This is a genomic window from Streptomyces sp. MUSC 14 (assembly GCF_001866675.1).
Taxonomy (GTDB): Bacteria; Actinomycetota; Actinomycetes; order Streptomycetales; family Streptomycetaceae; genus Streptomyces.
The window spans coordinates 130,818-149,431 of sequence record NZ_MLYN01000046.1 but is presented as its reverse complement, the minus strand read 5'-3'; the positions used below and the strand labels follow the sequence as shown (position 1 = coordinate 149,431).

Annotated in this window: 14 protein-coding genes; 8 read left to right on the top strand and 6 right to left on the bottom strand. The window is 72.6% G+C overall.

The window, feature by feature from the left end; translation table 11 throughout:
- Entirely contained in the window at positions 1 to 966 is a 966-nt protein-coding gene (locus tag BIV25_RS28495; RefSeq protein WP_071375304.1) for a nucleoside hydrolase, read from the top strand.
- 47 nt (positions 967 to 1,013) lie between these two features.
- On the top strand, positions 1,014 to 2,672 hold the full coding sequence (locus tag BIV25_RS28490) for a glycoside hydrolase family 13 protein (protein WP_071375303.1): 1,659 nt from the start codon (positions 1,014 to 1,016) through the stop codon (positions 2,670 to 2,672).
- Positions 2,673 to 2,677: 5 nt separating this feature from the next.
- Here the strand turns inward: BIV25_RS28490 and BIV25_RS28485 are convergent, their stop codons facing one another.
- Complete coding sequence (locus BIV25_RS28485) at positions 2,678 to 3,418, bottom strand: DUF4142 domain-containing protein (RefSeq protein WP_177235441.1); 741 nt, start codon at positions 3,416 to 3,418, stop codon at positions 2,678 to 2,680.
- Between the two features lie 232 nt (positions 3,419 to 3,650).
- On the opposite strand from BIV25_RS28485, the gene BIV25_RS28480 reads away from it, so the two are divergent.
- A complete protein-coding gene (locus BIV25_RS28480) occupies positions 3,651 to 4,337 on the top strand; it encodes a DUF6445 family protein (protein ID WP_071375301.1) in 687 nt (228 codons plus the stop codon).
- Positions 4,338 to 4,345: 8 nt separating this feature from the next.
- Here the strand turns inward: BIV25_RS28480 and BIV25_RS28475 are convergent, their stop codons facing one another.
- Together BIV25_RS28475 and ctaD are read right to left on the bottom strand one after the other, a co-directional pair.
- Positions 4,346 to 4,702: a cytochrome C oxidase subunit I gene (locus tag BIV25_RS28475; RefSeq protein WP_071375300.1), complete on the bottom strand. Its 357-nt coding sequence runs from the start codon at positions 4,700 to 4,702 to the stop codon at positions 4,346 to 4,348.
- Positions 4,699 to 6,417, bottom strand: a complete 1,719-nt coding sequence (gene ctaD, locus BIV25_RS28470) for a cytochrome c oxidase subunit I (protein WP_071375299.1) — start codon at positions 6,415 to 6,417, stop codon at positions 4,699 to 4,701. The genes BIV25_RS28475 and ctaD overlap by 4 nt, the downstream gene beginning before the upstream one ends.
- Before the next feature lie 196 nt (positions 6,418 to 6,613).
- Between ctaD and BIV25_RS28465 the strand changes: the two genes are divergently transcribed.
- The 3 genes from BIV25_RS28465 (at position 6,614) to BIV25_RS28455 (ending at position 9,027) form a co-directional block, all read left to right on the top strand.
- A complete protein-coding gene (locus BIV25_RS28465; protein ID WP_071375327.1) occupies positions 6,614 to 7,279 on the top strand; it encodes a DUF4328 domain-containing protein in 666 nt (221 codons plus the stop codon).
- A 64-nt stretch (positions 7,280 to 7,343) separates the two neighbouring features.
- Positions 7,344 to 8,009: an SDR family NAD(P)-dependent oxidoreductase gene (locus tag BIV25_RS28460; RefSeq protein WP_177235439.1), complete on the top strand. Its 666-nt coding sequence runs from the start codon at positions 7,344 to 7,346 to the stop codon at positions 8,007 to 8,009.
- Between the two features lie 70 nt (positions 8,010 to 8,079).
- Positions 8,080 to 9,027 (top strand): MIP/aquaporin family protein, encoded by a 948-nt coding sequence (locus tag BIV25_RS28455; protein WP_071375297.1) that lies wholly within the window; start codon positions 8,080 to 8,082, stop codon positions 9,025 to 9,027.
- Between the two features lie 10 nt (positions 9,028 to 9,037).
- Here the strand turns inward: BIV25_RS28455 and BIV25_RS53215 are convergent, their stop codons facing one another.
- From BIV25_RS53215 to BIV25_RS28440, 3 genes are all read right to left on the bottom strand, one after another.
- Positions 9,038 to 9,394, bottom strand: a complete 357-nt coding sequence (locus tag BIV25_RS53215; protein ID WP_071375296.1) for a transcriptional regulator — start codon at positions 9,392 to 9,394, stop codon at positions 9,038 to 9,040.
- Positions 9,391 to 9,870: a hypothetical protein gene (locus BIV25_RS53210; protein ID WP_071375295.1), complete on the bottom strand. Its 480-nt coding sequence runs from the start codon at positions 9,868 to 9,870 to the stop codon at positions 9,391 to 9,393. Before BIV25_RS53210 ends, BIV25_RS53215 begins: the two co-directional genes overlap by 4 nt.
- Positions 9,871 to 10,040: 170 nt before the next feature.
- A complete protein-coding gene (locus BIV25_RS28440; RefSeq protein ID WP_079176939.1) occupies positions 10,041 to 11,120 on the bottom strand; it encodes a CdaR family transcriptional regulator in 1,080 nt (359 codons plus the stop codon).
- A 251-nt stretch (positions 11,121 to 11,371) separates the two neighbouring features.
- Here BIV25_RS28440 and BIV25_RS28435 point away from each other — a divergent pair, with 251 nt between their 5' ends.
- Both BIV25_RS28435 and BIV25_RS28430 read left to right on the top strand, forming a co-directional pair.
- The gene (locus BIV25_RS28435; protein ID WP_071375294.1) at positions 11,372 to 13,648 is read left to right on the top strand and encodes a hypothetical protein; all 2,277 of its coding nucleotides are present in this window, start codon (positions 11,372 to 11,374) and stop codon (positions 13,646 to 13,648) included.
- A gap of 112 nt (positions 13,649 to 13,760) precedes the next feature.
- Complete coding sequence (locus BIV25_RS28430; RefSeq protein WP_071375293.1) at positions 13,761 to 18,569, top strand: DNA repair ATPase; 4,809 nt, start codon at positions 13,761 to 13,763, stop codon at positions 18,567 to 18,569.
- Positions 18,570 to 18,614: the final 45 nt, after the last annotated feature.

Sequence of the window (18,614 nt, the reverse complement as noted above, 5' to 3'; positions counted from 1 at the left end):
GTGACCGGTCAGCCCACCCCCGTGATCATCGATTGCGACACGGGTGTCGACGACGCCCTCGCCCTGCTGTTCGCCGTGCGCCACCCCGGGATCGACCTCAGGGCGGTGACCTGTGTGGCCGGGAACACGGACGTGGACGGCGTGGTCCGCAACACGCTGACCGTGCTGGAGCGGGCGGGCGCACCCGACATCCCGGTGGGCCGGGGTGCCGCCCGCCCGCTGATCGAGCCGGCCCGCTCGGCCCAGCACGTGCACGGCAGCGACGGGATGGGCGACCTCGGCCTGCCCGCGCCGCGGCGGACCGCGTCCGAGCTGGACGCCGTGGCCCTGCTGCGCCGCGAGATCCTCGCCTCCCCGCGCCCGGTCACGCTCGTGCCGACCGCGCCGCTGACCAACATCGCCCTGCTCCTGCGCACCCACCCGGAGGTGACCCGCAACATCGAGCGGATCGTCTTCATGGGCGGGGCCGTGGGCATCGGGAACGCCACCCCGGTCGCCGAGTTCAACGTCTGGCACGACCCGGAGGCGGCGGCGATCCTGCTCACCGCCGGGGTGCCGGTCACCATGTACGGGCTCGACGTCTTCATGCAGGTCACCGTGGACACCCCGGACGTACGGCGGCTGCGCGCGAGCGACGACCCCGGCACCCGGCTGGCCGGCGACCTGCTCGCCCACCGGCCGACCGCGATCGGCGAGGAGCCGGAGGCGGAGGAGTCGGGCGGCCTCGGTGACGCGGGCGCGGTGTGCGCGGTCGCCGACCCGGGCGGCCTCACCACCCGTCTGCTGCCCGTCGAGGTGTCCCTGTCCCCCGGCCCGTCCCGGGGCCAGACGATCGTCGACCGCCGCCCCCGCCCCGGCGAGTCCGAGATCCACGGCGGCAGCCGTGAACAGGCCCTGGTGGACGTGGCGTTGGAGGTGGACGTACAGCGGTACGTGAAGCTCTATCTGGACACAGTGGAGAGGTAGGGCGCGTACGCCGGACACGGCGGGGCCCACTGTCGGAAGGAGCCCGCATGGCCACCCGTTCCCCCGACCTCTCCCCCAGGAACCCCGACTGGTGGCGGCAGGCCGTCGTCTACCAGGTCTATCCCCGCAGTTTCGCCGACGCCGACGGTGACGGCGTCGGCGATCTGCGGGGCGTCACCGGGCGGCTGGACCACCTCGCCACGCTCGGCGTCGACGCGCTGTGGCTGAGCCCCTTCTACCCGTCCGAACTCGCCGACGGCGGCTACGACATCGCCGACCACCGGGACGTCGACCCGCGCCTCGGCACACTGGAGGACTTCGGCGCACTGGTCGCCGAGGCCCACCGGCTGGGCCTGAAGGTCGTCGTCGACATCGTCCCGAACCACACCTCCCACCTGCACCCCTGGTTCCAGGAGGCGCTGCGGTCCGGCCCCGGATCGGCGGCCCGCGACCGGTACGTCTTCCGGCCCGGGACGGGCGAGCACGGCGAACTCCCGCCCACCGACTGGCAGTCCGTCTTCGGCGGCAGCGCCTGGCGGCGCACCGCGGACGGCGACTGGTACCTCCATCTGTTCGCGCCCGAACAGCCCGACCTGAACTGGGCGAACGACGAGGTCCGCGCCGACTTCCGCACCACCCTGCGCTTCTGGTCCGACCGGGGCGTCGACGGCTTCCGCGTCGACGTCGCCCACGGCCTCGCCAAGGACCTCGCCGAACCGCTGCGGAACACCGGGGACATCGGCGCCACCGGCGAGGAGTCGCTGCCGCGCGTGGCGCCGGGCGGCCACCCGTACTGGGACCGCGACGAGGTCCACGCGATCTACCGCGACTGGCGCACGGTCCTCGACGGCTACTCCCCGCCGCGCACCGCCGTCGCCGAGGCCTGGGTGCCCGGCGCCCGCCGCGTCCGGTACGCCCGCCCCGACGAGCTGGGGCAGGCCTTCAACTTCGAGTACCTGGAGGCGGCCTGGGACGCGGGTGACCTGCGTGAACTGATCACCGTGTCGCTGTCCGGCGCCCGGGACGCCGGCGCGTCCGCCACCTGGGTGCTGTCCAACCACGACGTCGTCCGCCACGCCTCCCGGCTCCTGCTGCCGCCCGGCACGGACGCGGAAGCCTGGCTGCTGTCGGGCGGCAGGACCCCCGCGCTGGACACCGCGGCCGGACTGCGCCGGGCCCGGGCGGCGACCCTGCTGATGCTGGCGCTGCCCGGTTCGGCGTACCTCTACCAGGGCGAGGAACTCGGGCTCCCCGAGGTCGCCGACCTGCCCGCCGAGGCTCTGCGGGACCCCGTCTGGGAACAGACCGGCCGCACCCGCAAGGGCCGCGACGGCTGCCGCGTCCCCCTGCCGTGGACCGCGACGGGCCCGTCGTACGGCTTCGGTCCGGGCCCGGCCTGGCTGCCGCAGCCGCCGTCCTTCGCGTCGTACGCCGTCGAGACGCAGACCGGGGCGGACGGCTCGACCCTGGAGCTGTACCGCACCGCCCTGCGCCTGCGCCGCAAGCTGCTGGAGGGGGAGACGCTGACGTGGTCCGCCGGCAGCGGGGCCGACGTCCTGGACTTCACCCGCACCCCGGGCTGGCGGTGTGTCACCAACCTCGGGGAGGTGCCGGTACCGCTGCCGCCGGGTGAGGTGCTGCTGGCGAGCGGGCCGTGTGACGGGAGCGGAGTTCTCCCGCCCGATACGACGGTGTGGCTGGCGTAGCGCTCCTAACCGGCCGTCGGCGCGGGGCTCGCTCCCGGTGAGGCTCCGGCCGTACCGCCGCCCCCGGCGATCCCGTTGATGTCCACGGGGGTCGACGTCGCGTTCGGCGGCGGGGTCAGCACCACCTGCGGCTGGCCCGCGGGCGGCGGCGGTGGCGTCAGGTCCGAGTTCGGCAGCTTCGGCGGGGTCGTCTGCTGGAAGATCGTCTGGTCGAAGTCGACGAAACCGGTCTTCTCCATCACCGTCATGTGGTCGAGCACGGTGTTGTTGGCCTGGTCGGCGAGCGCTCGGACCAGCGTGTTCTTCGTGGTGGAGCGGATCTTCGAGATGGTGTTGAAGATCGCGCCGTGCGTCATCCGCAGGATGTTGGCGAAGTCGCTGTCGAACTTCGTCCCGCTGTCCGCCTGCAACTGCCGGACGAAGCCCTCCTGTTGGGGGCTCGCGATGTTGGGCAGCGTGATGTTCAGCATCGGCGCGATCTTGCGGCAGGTGGTGTCCAGCGCCGCGTGCCCGTCGACCAGGTGCTCGCTCGCCGTCTTGACCGCCGGCGTGGTCCCCTTCTGGAGCCCCATCTGCCCCACCGGGTACTCCCACAGACCGGCCGCCCGCACCTTCACCACGAAGTCCCGGTCCTGCTCGGTCAGCGGCCCCCACTGGGTGTTGGCGATGACGCGGTCCTGGGCGGTGGCGACCTTGCTCAGGCCGAGCATGCTCGGGTAGGCCAGTGACGCGAGGGTCACGGCCATCGCACCGCCCACGAAGAGAGTTCCCGTCGCGTTCCGCGAAAAGCGCACCGTGCCTCCTGCCCGGTCGGGGTGCCGCCCACGTGACGGCGTGCGGGGCGGCTCGGACACACAGCAGTACGGATGCGGAAGCCGTTCGTATCTGTGCGACAGGTAAAGAAGAGTTGACCTTCGCCCGGAAGAGTTGACCATTCCTCGGGAGAGAGCGGGGGAAACGCTGGCATAGATTCGCCGCATGCCCCCACAGCCACCCCCCAGGACGCCCGCCGCGCTGCCCGTCCTGCCCTACCGCAAGCCCACCAAGGGCCGTGACTACTGGGTCTTCGACGACGTCCTGCCGGACGTCGACGCCGTACGGGAACGGTGCCTGGCCAAGGACGACTGGGTCCAGGGGTATCCGTACACCTCCGAGACGTGGCCCGGGCTGCGCGCCATGCCGGGACTGGCGCCGGGCGAACTCGCCGTCATCGAGCGGCTGGTGAAGCAGGCGACCGGCGCGAAGGAACTGTGGGTGCAGCAGGCGCCCGGCGGCGGCACCCTGAACCACAACTGCGTCCAGGTCGTCGGCGCGGGCGAGAGCGAGCCCCGCCCGCACACCGACTCGCGCGCCCTGTGCCGGTACGCGGCCGTCCTCTACCTCAACCCGCACGTGCCGAAGAACTGCGGCACCGCCTTCTACCGCCAGTCACTGCCCGGCGGCCGGCTCGGCGGCAACATCGTCCAGGCCCCGCACAACAACCTCGTCGAGGCCCTCGGCACGCGCTTCGTCCCGGGCGACCACTTCGAGGAGGACGTGCGCGTCCCGCACAAGTACAACCGGCTGCTCCTCTACAACGCCAACCTCGTGCACAGCGCGACGGACTACACCGGCCGGACGCTGGAGGAGAAGCGCATGACAGCGGTCTTCTTCTGGATGGCGTGAGGATCCGTTCAGAAGACCAGCAGCAGAGCGGCCACCGCCGTGCAGCCGGTGCACACCGCTACGGCGGTGGCGACGGTCACGGCCAGACAGCGGCGGCGCAGTTCGGTGTAGCGGTGCTCGTACTCGGTGCGCAGCGACCGGCACCGGGCGGCGACGCGTTCCAGGTCCGCGCGGGCCCGGTGCAGGCTGTCGACGGTGTAGCGCCGCTCGATCTCCTCGCGCTGCGCGGTCGTCAGCCAGTCCAGGGGGCCGGTGAACTCCCGTGCGCGCTGCTCCGCTTCGGCGATCCGCGCCTGCCACAGGAGGTAGCCCTCCACCTGGCCCGCGAGCGTGCCGTCGGCTCCGTGCGCGGCCGGGCCGGTCACGTCTGCCCTCGGTCGGTCCGCACCGGGAGCTGGTGCTCGTGCTCCGCCATCGCGATGTCGGGGTGGTGCAGGTCGAACGCCGGGGATTCGCTGCGGATCCGGGGCAGGGTCACGAAGTTGTGCCGGGGCGGCGGGCAGGAGGTCGCCCACTCCAGCGAACGGCCGTAGCCCCACGGGTCGTCGACGTCGACCTTCTTGCCGTACTTGGCGGTCTTCCACACGTTGTAGAGGAACGGCAGCATCGACGTGCCGAGCAGGAAGGAGCTGATGGTCGAGACCGTGTTCAGCGCGGTGAAGCCGTCGGCCGCCAGGTAGTCGGCGTAGCGGCGCGGCATGCCCTCGGCGCCCAGCCAGTGCTGGACCAGGAAGGTGCCGTGGAAGCCGACGAACAGCGTCCAGAAGGTGATCTTGCCGAGCCGTTCGTCCAGCATCTTGCCGGTCATCTTGGGCCACCAGTAGTGGAAGCCCGCGAACATGGCGAAGACCACCGTGCCGAACACGACGTAGTGGAAGTGGGCCACCACGAAGTACGAGTCGGAGACGTGGAAGTCCAGCGGCGGCGAGGCCAGGATGACTCCGGTCAGTCCGCCGAAGAGGAACGTCACGAGGAAGCCCGCCGACCAGAGCATCGGGGTCTCGAAGGACAGACTGCCCTTCCACATCGTGCCGATCCAGTTGAAGAACTTCACCCCGGTCGGCACCGCGATCAGGAAGGTCACGAAGGCGAAGTACGGCAGCAGCACGCCGCCGGTGACGTACATGTGGTGCGCCCAGACGGTCACGGACAGACCGGCGATGGAGATGGTCGCGGCGATCAGGCCCATGTAGCCGAACATCGGTTTACGGGAGAAGACCGGGATGATCTCGGAGACGATGCCGAAGAACGGCAGGGCGATGATGTACACCTCGGGGTGGCCGAAGAACCAGAAGAGGTGCTGCCACAGCAGCGAGCCGCCGTTGGCCGCGTCGAAGACATGGGCGCCGAACTTGCGGTCCGCCTCCAGGGCGAGCAGCGCGGCCGCCAGCACGGGGAAGGCGAGCAGGACCAGGACGGCGGTCAGCAGCACGTTCCAGCAGAAGATCGGCATGCGGAACATGGTCAGACCGGGGGCGCGCATGCAGATGATGGTGGTGATGAAGTTGACCGAGCCGAGGATGGTGCCGAAGCCGGACATGGCCAGACCCATGATCCACAGGTCGCCGCCCACCTCCGGGGAGCGGATCGCGTCCGTCAGCGGGGAGTAGGCGAACCAGCCGAAGTCGGCCGCGCCCTGCGGGGTGAGGAAGCCGGCCACCGCGATGAGCGAGCCGAACAGGTAGAGCCAGTAGGCGAACATGTTCAGCCGCGGGAACGCCACGTCGGGCGCGCCGATCTGCAGCGGCATGATCCAGTTGGTGAAGCCCGCGAACAGCGGTGTCGCGAACATCAGCAGCATCACGGTGCCGTGCATCGTGAAGAGCTGGTTGAACTGCTCGTTCGACATGAGCTGCAGGCCCGGCCGGGCCAGCTCGGCGCGCATGAGCAGTGCCATCACGCCGCCGACCAGGAAGAACGCGAACGACGTCAGCAGATACAGCGTGCCGATCGTCTTGTGGTCGGTGGTCGTCAGCCACTTCACCACGACGCCGCCGGGCTGTCTGGCCCGGAGCGGCACCTCGCTCTCGTACGAGTCGGCGGCCGCGGCGGCACCGTGGGGTTCGTCGATGATGCTCACAAGTCGTCTGTCTCCCGCTGCTCGCGCTCCGCGCACGCCAAGACGTCCGCGCCTCGTCATGCTCCTCGTCATCCTTGCCGCGCGGACACCGTGCGGGAGAGCCGGAACGGCCCGCGCACGGCCGATCGCATGACGGATGCACACGGATGGCCCAGCGGCGCCTCCCATAGGACAGGATGATCAGGTGACCGAACAGATGAACGCGCTCTCCGCCCGTCCGCTCGGGCTCCGGCCGATCACGGTGTCCGGGCGGCTGGCCTCGGGGGGACTGCTGCTGGCCGGGCTCGCCTGGGTGGTACGGGGGGTGTGGGAGCTGCGGCTCGCCGCCGCCGGAAAACCGGCCGCGGGCCCGCCCGACCAGGGGAACGGCGTGCACCGCCCGCTCAACTCCCTTGAGGACTCGTACCACTTGGTGACGTCGGCCGGCGGTGCGACCGTCGCGCTGTGCGCCCTGCTCTTCGTCTCCTGGCTGTGGCAGCTGCGCGACAACGCCCGTGCGCTGTCGGGGGACGAGCCGAAGTACGCGGGGATCTGGGTGTACTTGGGGTGGGTCGTGCCCCTGGTCAACCTGTGGTTCCCGCGCGGGATCGTCGTGGACGCGTTCCAGGGCAGCGCGCCCGGGCGCCGGGTGCCCGGCTCCGTGAACGTGTGGTGGGCGCTGTGGCTGATCGGGATGCTCAGCGGCGTCGGGCTGATGTACCGCGACTCCACCGACGAGATCATCGCCCGCGCGTATCACGAGGTCTGGCCGCTGCTGACGTCCGACGCGGCCGTGGTCGGCGCCGCGATCGCCGGGTTCTTCGCCGTACGGGCCGTGACCGCCGCGCAGGCGGAGCGGTTGCGGGAGGCCGGGGTGGCGTAGTTCCCGGCCGGTCCGGGGGCCGGAGGGGTGTGGCGGGCCGCCGGGCGCGGTACGGATGGCCCCCATGAGCAGTATCGCCATCGTGGGTGCGGGGACCGGGCTGGGGGCCGCCGTCGCGCGGCGGTTCGGGCGGGAGGGGTTCTCCGTGGCGCTGTTCGCCCGGCAGCGGGACCATCTCGACCGGCTCGTCGAGGACCTCGCCGCCAGCGGTGTGCGGGCCGCGGGGTTCACCGCCGACGTGCGCAGGCCGCTGGAGCTGGCGGCGGCTCTGGAGCGGGCCGCCGCGGAGCTGGGGACCGTGGAGGTGCTCCAGTACAGTCCGGTGCCGCACCGGGACTTCATGCGTCCCGTGCTGGAGACCGGGCACCGCGAGCTGGTCGGGCCGATCGAGTTCTCCGTGTACGGGGTCGTCGCCGCCGTGCAGCAGGTGCTGCCGGGGATGCGGCGGCTCGGGCGCGGGACGATCCTCCTCGTCAACGGCGGGACCGCCGCCGTACCGCATCCCGAGCGGGCCGGTACCTCGATCGCTTTCGCGGCGGAGAGCGCGTACGGGCATCTGCTGCACGACCGGCTCGCCGGCGAGGGCATCCACGTCGCCCAGCTGGTCGTCCCCGGCGCCATCACGCCCGGGCACGCGCGCAAGGACCCCGACGTGCTCGCGGAGGTGCTGTGGGGCCTGCACCGGGAGCGGCACGGATTCCGGCACTTCGCCGACGACCTCGACAGCTGAACTGCGGGGTGCGGGTTTGTAGGCCAATATGGTCGCATTGCCCGTTTTGCTCTCTTCGAGGGGGCTCGGAGTGGCTGTCGAAATCCCCGCGATCATCAAGCCGTCCCGGCTCAGAAGCCGGGGAGGGCTCCTCGGCGAGTGTCTCGCCGAGTTCCTCGGGACCCTCGTCCTCATCGCGTTCGGCTGCGGTGTGGTCGCGATGGCGGTGGCCGCGCTGCCCGGTTCGGGCCGTGCCGCCACGCCCACCACGATCTTCCTCGCGGCCGGGGACTGGCTGCTGATCACCTGGGGCTGGGCGTTCGCCGTCGTCTTCGGCGTGTACGTGGCCGGCGGCGTCAGCGGTGCCCATCTCAACCCGGCGGTCACCCTGGCCATGGCGGTGCGCCGCGGGTTCCCCTGGGCCAAGGTGCTGCCGTACTGGTTCTCGCAGGTCGTGGGCGCGCTCACCGGAGCCGCGCTCGTCTACCTCGTCTACCACGACGCGATCCACGCCTACGACCACGCGGCGACGGGACCGAAGGTGAACGGGCACACGAACGCTACCTTCTCCATCTTCGCGACGTTCCCGGCGGCGTACTTCCACGGCGGCTACTGGGGGCCGCTGGTCGACCAGATCGTCGGTACGGCGTTCCTGCTCATGCTGATCGCCGCCGTCCTCGACCTGCGCAACCAGGCCGTGCAGGCCAACCTCGGACCGCTGATCGTGGGCTTCGTCGTCGCCGCCGTCGGCATGTCCTACGGCGCCAACGCGGGCTACGCCATCAACCCGGCCCGTGACTTCGGGCCGCGCCTGTTCACCTACGCGGCCGGCTGGAACAGTCTGGCCTTCCCGGGCAGCGTGTCCGGCTCGTTCAGTTCCTACTGGTGGATCCCGATCGTCGGGCCGCTGATCGGCGGCGTGATCGGGATCCTGGTGTACGACCTGTTCGTCGGTGACGTGCTGCTGGTGCGCTCGGAGCTGGACGGACTGCGGGAGCCGGGGGAGGCTACCCAGGTGCGCACGGTCGACGAGGAGTAGCCCGGCCCGGTCAACTCCCGTGCCCGGCAGGGTCCTCGGCGCAACCTCCCGCGGTCCGCCTGGCCGTCGCCGCGATCTCCTCCAGCGCCGCGAGGTGACGGCCCAGCGCCCGGCGGCCGGTGAGCGTGAGCGCGGCCCAGGTGCGCGGCCGCTTGCCCAGGTAGCCCTTGCGGACGCTGACGTACCCCGTCTTCTCCAGCGCGGAGAGGGTCTTGCTCAGCGTGGAGTCGGAGATCTGGCAGTAGTCCCGCAGGACGGCGAACTCCGCCTCGCCGCAGGCGGAGAGATAGGCCGCGAGGGCCAGCCGCGTCGGATGGTGCAGCTCGCGGTCGAGGGTGGGCGGCGAGTCGCCCGCGCGGCCGCTCACGCGGTGCTGCCCTGGCGCGACAGGAACGCGCGCAGCACGTGCTCCACGCCGGTCGCGAGACCGAAGGCGATGAGCCAGCCCGCGGCGCCGTACGGGATGCCGGCCAGCATGCCGACGCCGATCGTGACGAGGGGTCCCCACCACAGCTCCCAGGCCGAACGGCGGGGCCCGCCGGCGCGGCTGAACCAGCCGGTCACGCCGCCGTGGTGGGCGCCGATCCAGACCAGTGCGAAGAAGCCGGCGGTGCAGGCCAGTCCGGCGAGTATCAGCCATGTCCCGTACCGCGGCAGCAGGTCGGCCAGTCCGAGCGCGGTGAAGCCGGCCGCGATGGCGAGGCCCTGGCCGACGAGGAACCGCCGGGGCCGGTCCCGGCCGCCGGCCCGGCGCGCCGCGCTGCTGGCGGCGCGGGCGGCGGCGAGCGCGTCCTGCGCCCGCCGTGCGTCCAGGGCGTCCATCGGTTCCCCCGTGTCGTTCATGCGTCAACTTTCGGTGAGGGCAGGGAGGTTGGTCGGTCCGCCCCGCGTGCGTCGTGCGTCTGGCGTGCTGCTGTCAGCATGGACATTACTTTCCAAGAATGCAAGTACTTTCCGATGGCCAGCGAGGCCGTTGCCGGGGCCCGTTCTCGGTGTCCGGCTGAACCGGTCCGTCACAGCGGGCGGTTCGGCCAGTCCAGCAGGCGGGCGCCGATCACCGCCGTCTGGAGCATGTAGCGGTGGGCGGGGTCGGCCGGGTTGGCGCCGGTGAGGTGGTGGATGCGTTCCAGCCGGTAGGTGAGGGCCCGCACGCTCAGGGAGAGGCGGCGGGCCGCCTCCGCCGCCACGCAGCCCGCGTCGAAGTACGCCCTCAGGGTCTCCAGCAGGGGGCCCGCGCCGCCCCTCGCCTCCGCCAGGGGGCCCAGGGTGTGCGAGACCAGGTCGGCCATCGCCTGCCGGTCCCGGGCCAGGACCGGGTAGACGAGGAGGTCGGCGGCGCGCAGGACCGGGTCCGCGAGTCCGAGGCGTCCGGCCATCTCCAGCGCGGCCAGGGCCTCTTCGTACGACTGGACCACGCCGCCGGGGCCCGGCTGGGCGCGGCCGATGGCGACCCGGCCGCCGTCCGTTGCCGTGTGCGCCTGCTGGGCGAAGCAGGTGAGGATCTCGTCCTCGTCGCCGGGCGCGATGCACAGCAGCCGGCCGTGCTTGGTGGTGAACAGGATGCTGCGGGTGTCGAAGCGGCCGAGTACGGCCGCCTCCACGGTGCGGGCCACGCCGAGGCCCTCGACGTACGCCGTCGGGCCCTCGGCCACGGCCACCGCGTGCGCCCGGGACAGGCGCAGGCCGAAGCGTTCCGCGCGCTCGGCCAGGCGGCCCAGGCCGCCGCGCCCGTACAGCAGGTCGTCGATGAACTCGCGGCGGGCCGCCTCCTCGCGCCGCACGGTGAGCCGCTGGGCGCGCTCGTACCCCTCGGCGAACGCGTCCACCGCCTGCTCCACGGCGGCCAGGGCGGCCAGCGTGCTCTCGGCCGAGCCGGGGCCTACCGGCCAGGCGGCACGGGCGGCGGCGAGATGGGCGACGACCAGGGCACGCAGTCCGTGTCCGGCTTCGGCGGCCTGCTCGCCCAGGGTGCGGCGGGCCTTGAGCTCCTCGCGGGTCAGCCGGCGCCCGGTGGCCGCGACCTCGGTGAGCGTGTCGCTGAAACCGTCCAGATAGTGCTCGTACTGCCCGGATATGTCATGCCGGTCCCGCACGCCGTCCGCCCCCGTCCCCCGTGATCTTGACGCGCCGGTGACGCTTTCTTAGCGCAGGTCCGGCACAAAGACCCTAGTGAACACTGCCGGGAACCGGCAATGCGCCGGCACGCGCCCCCACGCACCATGGTCGGCGGGGAGCACTACGGGGGGTTTCCGGTGCCGGACACCGGCAGGTCTGCTGATGTCCGGCACCGGGAGCTGTGACTGCCAAGGGCTCCGATCTGTCGTCTGAGGCAAGGACGTATGCCATGGAAGCCCTCGGCGTGCTCGCCGCCGTCTGTCTCGTCGTCGTGGTGCTCGCGGTGCTCGGGTTCTCGCGGCTGTACCGCAAGGTCGACCAGAGCCAGGCCCTGATCGTGTCGAAGACGCGCCGGGTGGACGTGTCCTTCACCGGCCAGGTGGTGCTGCCGATCCTGCACAAGGCCGAGGTCATGGACATCTCGGTGAAGACGATCGAGATCAGCCGGTCCGGCCGGGACGGGCTGATCTGCCGGGACAACATCCGCGCCGACATCCGGATCCTGTTCTTCGTGAAGGTCAACAAGACCGTCGAGGACGTCATCAAGGTCGCCCAGACCGTCGGCACCGAACGCGCCAGCCACCAGGACACCCTCCAGGAGCTGTTCCACGCGAAGTTCTCCGAGGCGCTGAAGACCGTCGGCAAGCAGCTGGACTTCACCGACCTCTACACCAAGCGCGAGGAACTCCGGTACCACGTCATCGAGTTGATCGGCATCGACCTCAACGGCTACCACCTGGAAGACGCCGCGATCGACTACCTGGAGCAGACCCCGCTCACCCAGCTCGACCCCGCCAACGTCCTCGACGCCCAGGGCATCCGCAAGATCACCGAGCTGACGGCGGTCGAGCACGTGCGGACCAACGAGGCCCAGCGCACGGAGCAGAAGGAGATCACCCGGCAGAACGTCGACGCGCGCGAGGCCATCCTGGAGCTGGAGCGCCGGCAGGCGGACGCCGAGATCAAGCAGAAGCGGGAGATCGAGACGTCCCGCGCCCGCGAGGAGGCCGAGACCGCCCGCGTGGTGGAGGAGGAACGGCTGCGCGCCCAGGGCGCCTTCCTGCGCACCGAGGAACAGCTCGGCGTGCAGCGCGAGAACCAGGCCCGGGAGATCGCCGTCGCCGCGAAGAACCGCGAGCGGGTCATCGCCGTCGAGAACGAGCGCATCGAGAAGGACCGGCTGCTGGAGGTCATCGCACGGGAGCGGGAGACCCAGCTGACGAAGATCTCCGCCGAGAAGGAGGTCGAGGCGGAGAAGCGGGAGATCGCCGAGGTCATCCGGGAACGGGTCGCGGTGGACCGTACGGTCGCCGAGCAGGAGGAGTCCATCAAGAAGCTCCGCGTGGTCGAGGAGGCCGAGCGCGAACGGCAGACCCTCGTCATCGCCGCCGAGGCGGAGGCGCAGGAGAGGCTGGTCAAGGACATCAAGGCGGCGGAGGCGGCGGAACAGGCGGCCACGCACCGTGCCGGTGAGGAACTGACCCTGGCCGAGGCCCGGTTGAAGACCGCCGACCTCGACGCCCGCGCCAAGCTGCGGCTCGCCGAGGGCGTCCAGGCGGAGGCCGCCGCCGAGGGGCTGGCCGCCGTCCAGGTGCGCGACAAGGAGGCCGAGGTCACCGTCAAGGCCGGCCGCGCGGAGGCCGAGGCCACCGAGGCCCGGCTGCGTGCCGAGGCCGAGGGCACCCAGGCCAAGGCGCTCGCCGAGGCGGAGGGCGCCCGGGCGAAGGGGCTCGCGGAGGCCGAGGCGGCGCGGGCCGCGGCGGAGGCCACCTCGGCCCGGCTGAAGGCCGAGGCGGAGGGCGCGCGGGCCCGGGGGCTCGCGGAGGCCCAGGGCGCACAGGCGGCGGCACAGGCCACCGAGGCACGGCTGAAGGCCGAGGCCGAGGGCGTGCGGGCCAAGGGCCTGGCCGAGGCGGAGGGCGCCAAGGCGCGGGCGCTCGCGGAGGCCGCCGCCATCGGCGAGAAGCTGAAGGCCGAGGCCGAGGGCCTCACCGAGAAGGCCGCCGCGATGGCCGCGCTGGACGACGCGTCGCGCGGGCACGAGGAGTACCGGCTGCGGATCCAGGCCGAGAAGGAGATCCGGCTGGCCGGCCTGGAGACCCAGCGCCACGTCGCCGAGGCCCAGGCGACCGTCCTCGCGACCGGGCTGGAGAACGCCGACATCGACATCGTCGGCGGGGAGTCCGTCTTCTTCGACCGGCTGGTCTCCTCGGTCGCGCTCGGCAAGGGCGTGGACGGCTTCGTGGACAACTCCCGTACGGCACAGGCCCTGGCGGGCCCCTGGCTGGACGGCTCGGCCAGCTTCACGGACGACCTGAGCCGGATCCTGGGCTCCGTGGGCACGGCGGACGTGCAGAACCTGACGGTGTCGGCGTTGCTGATGAAGCTGATGAGCGGGGGCGGGTCGCAGGCTGCCGACTTCCAGAAGCTCCTGGAGAGGGCCGGCGAACTGGGCCTCGCGGAGACTCGGTTGGCGGCCCTCAACGGGAAGAACGCGCTGAACTGAAGCGCCCTTAGGGGCGCGGGGAACTGCGCGACAAGCCACGAAGCAGCCGCACTCGGCCTACGACCTGCCCCCCGAGCCCGTAGCCGCACGGCCCTGAAGGGAAACATCCGCCATGGCAACCGGCACCGTCGACGCCGGCACCTACGACCTCCTCCGCGACCGCCTCACCGCCCACGCCGCCGAGCTGGCCCGCAGGGCGGAGACGCTGAACACCCGCCGAGCCGACGAGTTCGGCTCGGCCCGGGTGGAGCTGGCGACCACAGCCCGCCTCGGCACCGGTCACCCGTGCCTGCCGAGCGACATCGTGGCCGTCGGCGACGTCCTCCTCTTCGGCGGCACCGGCCGGACGGCCGACGGCACCGAGGCGTCCGTCGCCGACGTCCTCGGGCTGTACGACCGCGGCGGCGAGCGCCTGCCGCAGGACGCCGTGCCCGGACTGCTCGACGACCCGGCGTTCGTACGGGAGTTCACGGCTCTGCACCGCTACTACCGCGAGGCCCGCCTGCTGCGGCTGCGCCGGGTCGACGGCCGGCTCCTCGCGGTGTTCCGCACCGGCGAGAAGGCCGACGACGTGCGCGTCCTGCGCTGGAGCCTCGCCGACGACGGCCGGGCGGCGTTCCTGGACGCGCGCGGCGACCGCGACGACGTCTTCCCGCCCGGCCAGGACGTCACCTGGACGCAGACCAGCCGCGAGGACCACGTCCTCGGCCGCGACCCCTACGTGGCCGTCCCCGGCGGCCTCGGGGTCACGACCGTCGGCGGCAGCCTCGTCGTGCGCACCCCGGAGGGGGAACCGCTGCACACGGAGCCGGTGCGCGAACCGCTCCAGTCCCTCGCCGACGCGGCCGTCGCGCACGCCCAGGCCGGCCCGCTGGTGCTGCTGCGCGTGCGGCCGTACAAGGAGGACGCCGACCGCCACCTGGTCTTCGACACCCTGACCCGTACGGTGGTCCGCCTCGACGGCATCGGGCAGGCCTGCCGCCTGCTCCCCGAGGAGCAGGGCATCGTCTTCCCGGGCGGCTACTGCCTGGCCGGCGGCGGTCACAAGACGTACGAACTCGACGTACAGGGGCTGGAGTTCGAACGCGAGGTGCGCGCGCCGAACGGCGAGGACGTGCTGTACGCGTTCCGCGACCGGGCCGGCGGCCGCACGCTGCTGCTGCCGTACAACACCCTGCGCAAGGAGGTGGAGACACCGCTGCCGTGCCGGGGCTGGGCGCTGTTCGCCGACGGCGCCCTCGCCGTGCTGCGCGCCGGCGCCGACGAACCCGCGCACACCCACCCCCTCCAGTGGTGGACCTCGCCGTACGTCTCCGACACCCACGCCGCCGCCCTGCGCACCGGCACCGGGCCGCTCGCCCGCGTCGGCAACGCCGACCTCGTGCGCGGGCTCGCCGACTGCCTGTCGGTGGCCCGGCTGGTCGCCGACGGGATCGAGACCGGCGCGGGCTACCGGGCGCTGGCCGCCGCCTGCGTGCGCGCCGCCGACACCCACCACTGGCTCGCCGATCCCGAACTCGGTGATCTCGCGGATCCGTTGGACGAGGTGCGGGACACCGCCGAGCAGGTGCTGGCCGAGTTCGAGACCGTCCAGGAGCTGACCCGGCAGGCCGCCGGGGCGCTGGACGAGGCCGCCGAGCGGATCGCCGCCGTCGTGCGCCGGCTGCGCGGCGAGGCCCCGCGCGAGGCCGCCGTCTGGGTGCGCGGACTGACCGAACTGCGGCACGCACACGGCCACCTGCTCACCCTGCGGGAGCTGCGCCACGTCGATGCCGCCCGGCTGGCGGACCTGGCGTCCGCCGCCGAGGACGACCTCGCCGCGTTCGGCCGGCGCGCGGTGTCGTTCCTGGCCCGCGAGGACGCCTTCACCGGGCAGCGCGAGGAGGTCGAGCGGCTCGTCGCCGACGCGTCCGCCGCCCCGACCGTCGCCGCGGCCGCGCCCGTCGCCGCCCGCCTCGACGACCTCGCCGACGGACTGCGCACGGTCACCGAGGTCGTCACCGGCCTCGACATCGCCGACGCCACCGTCCGCACCGCCGTACTGGAGCGGATCGCCGACGTGCTGGGCGGCGTCAACCGGGCCCGGGCCACCCTCGACGTCCGCCGCCGCGCCCTCCAGGACAGCGAGGGGCGCGCCGAGTTCGCCGCCGAGACCGCCCTGCTCGCCCAAGCCGTCACCGCCGCGCTCGGCGCCTGCGCCACCCCGGAGGCGTGCGACGACCAACTCACCGCTGTACTCGGCCGGTTGGAGGACCTGGACGGCCGGTTCGCCGAGTTCGACGACTTCCTCACCGAACTGGCCGACCGGCGCGCCGAGGTCTACGAGGCCTTCGCCGCGCGCAAGCAGTCCCTCGCCGACGCCCGCGCCCGCCGCGCCGAACAGCTCGCCGTCTCGGCCGGGCGCATGCTGGAGACGATCACCCGCCGCGCGGCCACACTGGCCGACACGGAGGCGGTCACCACCTACTTCGCCTCCGACCCGCTGGTCGGCAAGGTCCGCCGCACCGCGGACGAGCTGTGCGGCCTCGGCGACAGCGTGCGCGCCGAGGAGCTGGACGGGCGCCTGAAGTCCGCCCGCCAGGAGGCGGCCCGCGCCCTGCGCGACCGCACCGACCTGTACGCGGACGACGGCCGCACCCTGCTGCTCGGCGGCCACCGCTTCGCCGTCAACACCCAGCCGCTCGACCTCACCCTCGTCCCGCACGGCGACGCCCTCGCCTTCGCGGTGACCGGCACGGACTACCGTGCCCCCGTCACCGACCCCGACTTCGCGGCGTACCGCCCCTACTGGGAGCGCCTGCTGCCCTCCGAGTCACCGGAGGTGTACCGCGCCGAGTACCTGGCCGCCCGGCTGCTCGCCGAGCACGGCCCGGCCGCCCTCGCCGCCGCCGACGACCTGCCGGACCTGGTGCGCCGGGCGGCGCAGGAGTCGTACGACGAGGGGTACGAGCGCGGTGTCCACGACCACGACGCGACGGTCTTGCTGCGTGTGCTGCTGCCCCTGCACGAGGGCGCCGGGACCCTGCGCCACGAGCCGGCCGCCCGCGCCGCCGCCCAGCTGTTCTGGGCGCACGGCACGACGGACGAGGCCCGCACGGCCTGGACCCGGCGGGCGGTGTCGCTGGCCCGCGCCCGGGACACCTTCGGTGCCGTACCGGCGGTCGGCGAGCTGGAGCGGGAGCTGGCGGCGGCGATCGGGGACTGGGACGGTTCCGGGCCCGCCGGCCCGGCCGCCGCGTACCTTTTCGAGGAGCTGACCTGTGGCCCGGAGGGTTTCGTGCTCGGGGTCGCGGCCCGCACCCTGCTGGAGAAGTTCCGTCACGCGGACGGGAGTTACCGTGCCGACCTGGAAGGGCTGACGGATCTCGCCGCCCGCCGGCAGGTGGTGGCGGCCTGGCTCGGCGCGTACGCCGCCGCGACCGGCACCGAGACCGGCCCCGGCGAACTGGCGGAGGCGGTGGCCGCCGAGCTGTGCCCCGCCCTGCCCCGCTACGACGGCGACGCCCCGCTCACGGCCACGGCGGCGGGCCTGCTCGGCGCGCACCCGCGCGTGACGGCCGGCCAACTGACCGTGCGTGTGGACGAGTTCCTGTCCCGCACATCCCGCTTCACGGCCACGGAGGTCACCGCCTTCCGCGCCTACCAGCGCCGCCGTACGGCCCTGGTGGCGGCCGAACGCGACCGGCTCCGACTGGACGACCACCGCCCCCGCGTCATGTCGGCCTTCGTCCGGGGCCGCCTCGTCGACGAGGTCTACCTCCCCCTGATCGGCGACAGCCTGGCCCGCCAGCTCGGCACCACCGGCGAGACGAAGCGCACCGACACCGGCGGCCTGCTCCTCCTCGTCTCCCCGCCCGGCTACGGCAAGACGACGCTCATGGAGTACGTCGCCGACCGGCTCGGCCTGATGCTGGTCAAGGTCAGCGGTCCCGCGCTCGGCCACACGGTCACCTCGCTCGACCCGGCCGACGCCCCGAACGCGACGGCCCGGCACGAGATCGAGAAGATCAACTTCGCTCTGTCGGCGGGCAACAACACGTTGCTCTACCTGGACGACATCCAGCACACCTCGTCCGAGCTGCTCCAGAAGTTCATCCCGCTGTGCGACGCCACGCGCCGGGTCGAGGGCGTGCGGGACGGCGAGCCGCGCACCTACGATCTGCGGGGCAAGCGGTTCGCGGTGTGCATGGCCGGCAACCCGTACACCGAGTCCGGCGAGCGCTTCCGCATCCCCGACATGCTCGCCAACCGGGCCGACGTGTGGAACCTCGGCGACGTCCTCACCGGCAAGGAGGACGTCTTCGCGCTCAGCTTCCTGGAGAACGCCCTCACCGCCAACCCGGTCCTCGCCCCGCTCGCCGCCCGCGACCGGGCCGACCTGGACCAGCTGGTCCGGCTGGCGTCCGGCGACCCGACGGCTCACGCCGACCACCTCACACACCCTCTCCCGGCCTCCGAACTCGACGGCGTCGTACGGCTGTTGCGGCACGCTCTCACCGTCCGCGACACGGTCCTGGCCGTGAACGCCGCCTACATCGCCTCCGCCGCCCAGTCCGAGGCCGCCCGCACGGAACCCCCGTTCCGCCTCCAGGGCTCCTACCGCGACATGAACAAGATCGCTCAGCGTCTGCGCCCCGTCATGAACGACGCCGAACGCGAGGCCGTCGTCCACGACCACTACACGGCCGAGGCCCAGACCCTCACCACGGGCGCCGAGGCCAGCCTCCTGAAACTGGCGGAGCTGCGGGGCGAGTTGAGCGAGGACCAGTCCGCACGCTGGGCCGAGGTGAAATCGGCCTATGTACGGGCCCGCGCACTCGGCGGCCCCGAGGACGACCCCCTGACCCGCGCCGTCGCCGCCCTCGGCCTGCTGGCGGACCGGGTGGCGGCGGTGGAGTCGGCGATCAGGGGGGAGGGGTGAGGGGACTTCCCCGCCGGTGACAGGCACAGCGGCAGCGGTGCACCA

Coding starts and splice junctions, on each gene's coding strand:
- BIV25_RS28490 (WP_071375303.1), top strand. CDS start 1,014: ATGGCCACCCGTTCCCCCGACCTCTCCCCCAGGAACCCCGACTGGTGG.
- BIV25_RS28485 (WP_177235441.1), bottom strand. CDS start 3,418: ATGGCCGTGACCCTCGCGTCACTGGCCTACCCGAGCATGCTCGGCCTG.
- BIV25_RS28480 (WP_071375301.1), top strand. CDS start 3,651: ATGCCCCCACAGCCACCCCCCAGGACGCCCGCCGCGCTGCCCGTCCTG.
- BIV25_RS28465 (WP_071375327.1), top strand. CDS start 6,614: ATGAACGCGCTCTCCGCCCGTCCGCTCGGGCTCCGGCCGATCACGGTG.
- BIV25_RS28460 (WP_177235439.1), top strand. CDS start 7,344: ATGAGCAGTATCGCCATCGTGGGTGCGGGGACCGGGCTGGGGGCCGCC.
- BIV25_RS53210 (WP_071375295.1), bottom strand. CDS start 9,870: ATGAACGACACGGGGGAACCGATGGACGCCCTGGACGCACGGCGGGCG.
- BIV25_RS28435 (WP_071375294.1), top strand. CDS start 11,372: ATGGAAGCCCTCGGCGTGCTCGCCGCCGTCTGTCTCGTCGTCGTGGTG.
- BIV25_RS28430 (WP_071375293.1), top strand. CDS start 13,761: ATGGCAACCGGCACCGTCGACGCCGGCACCTACGACCTCCTCCGCGAC.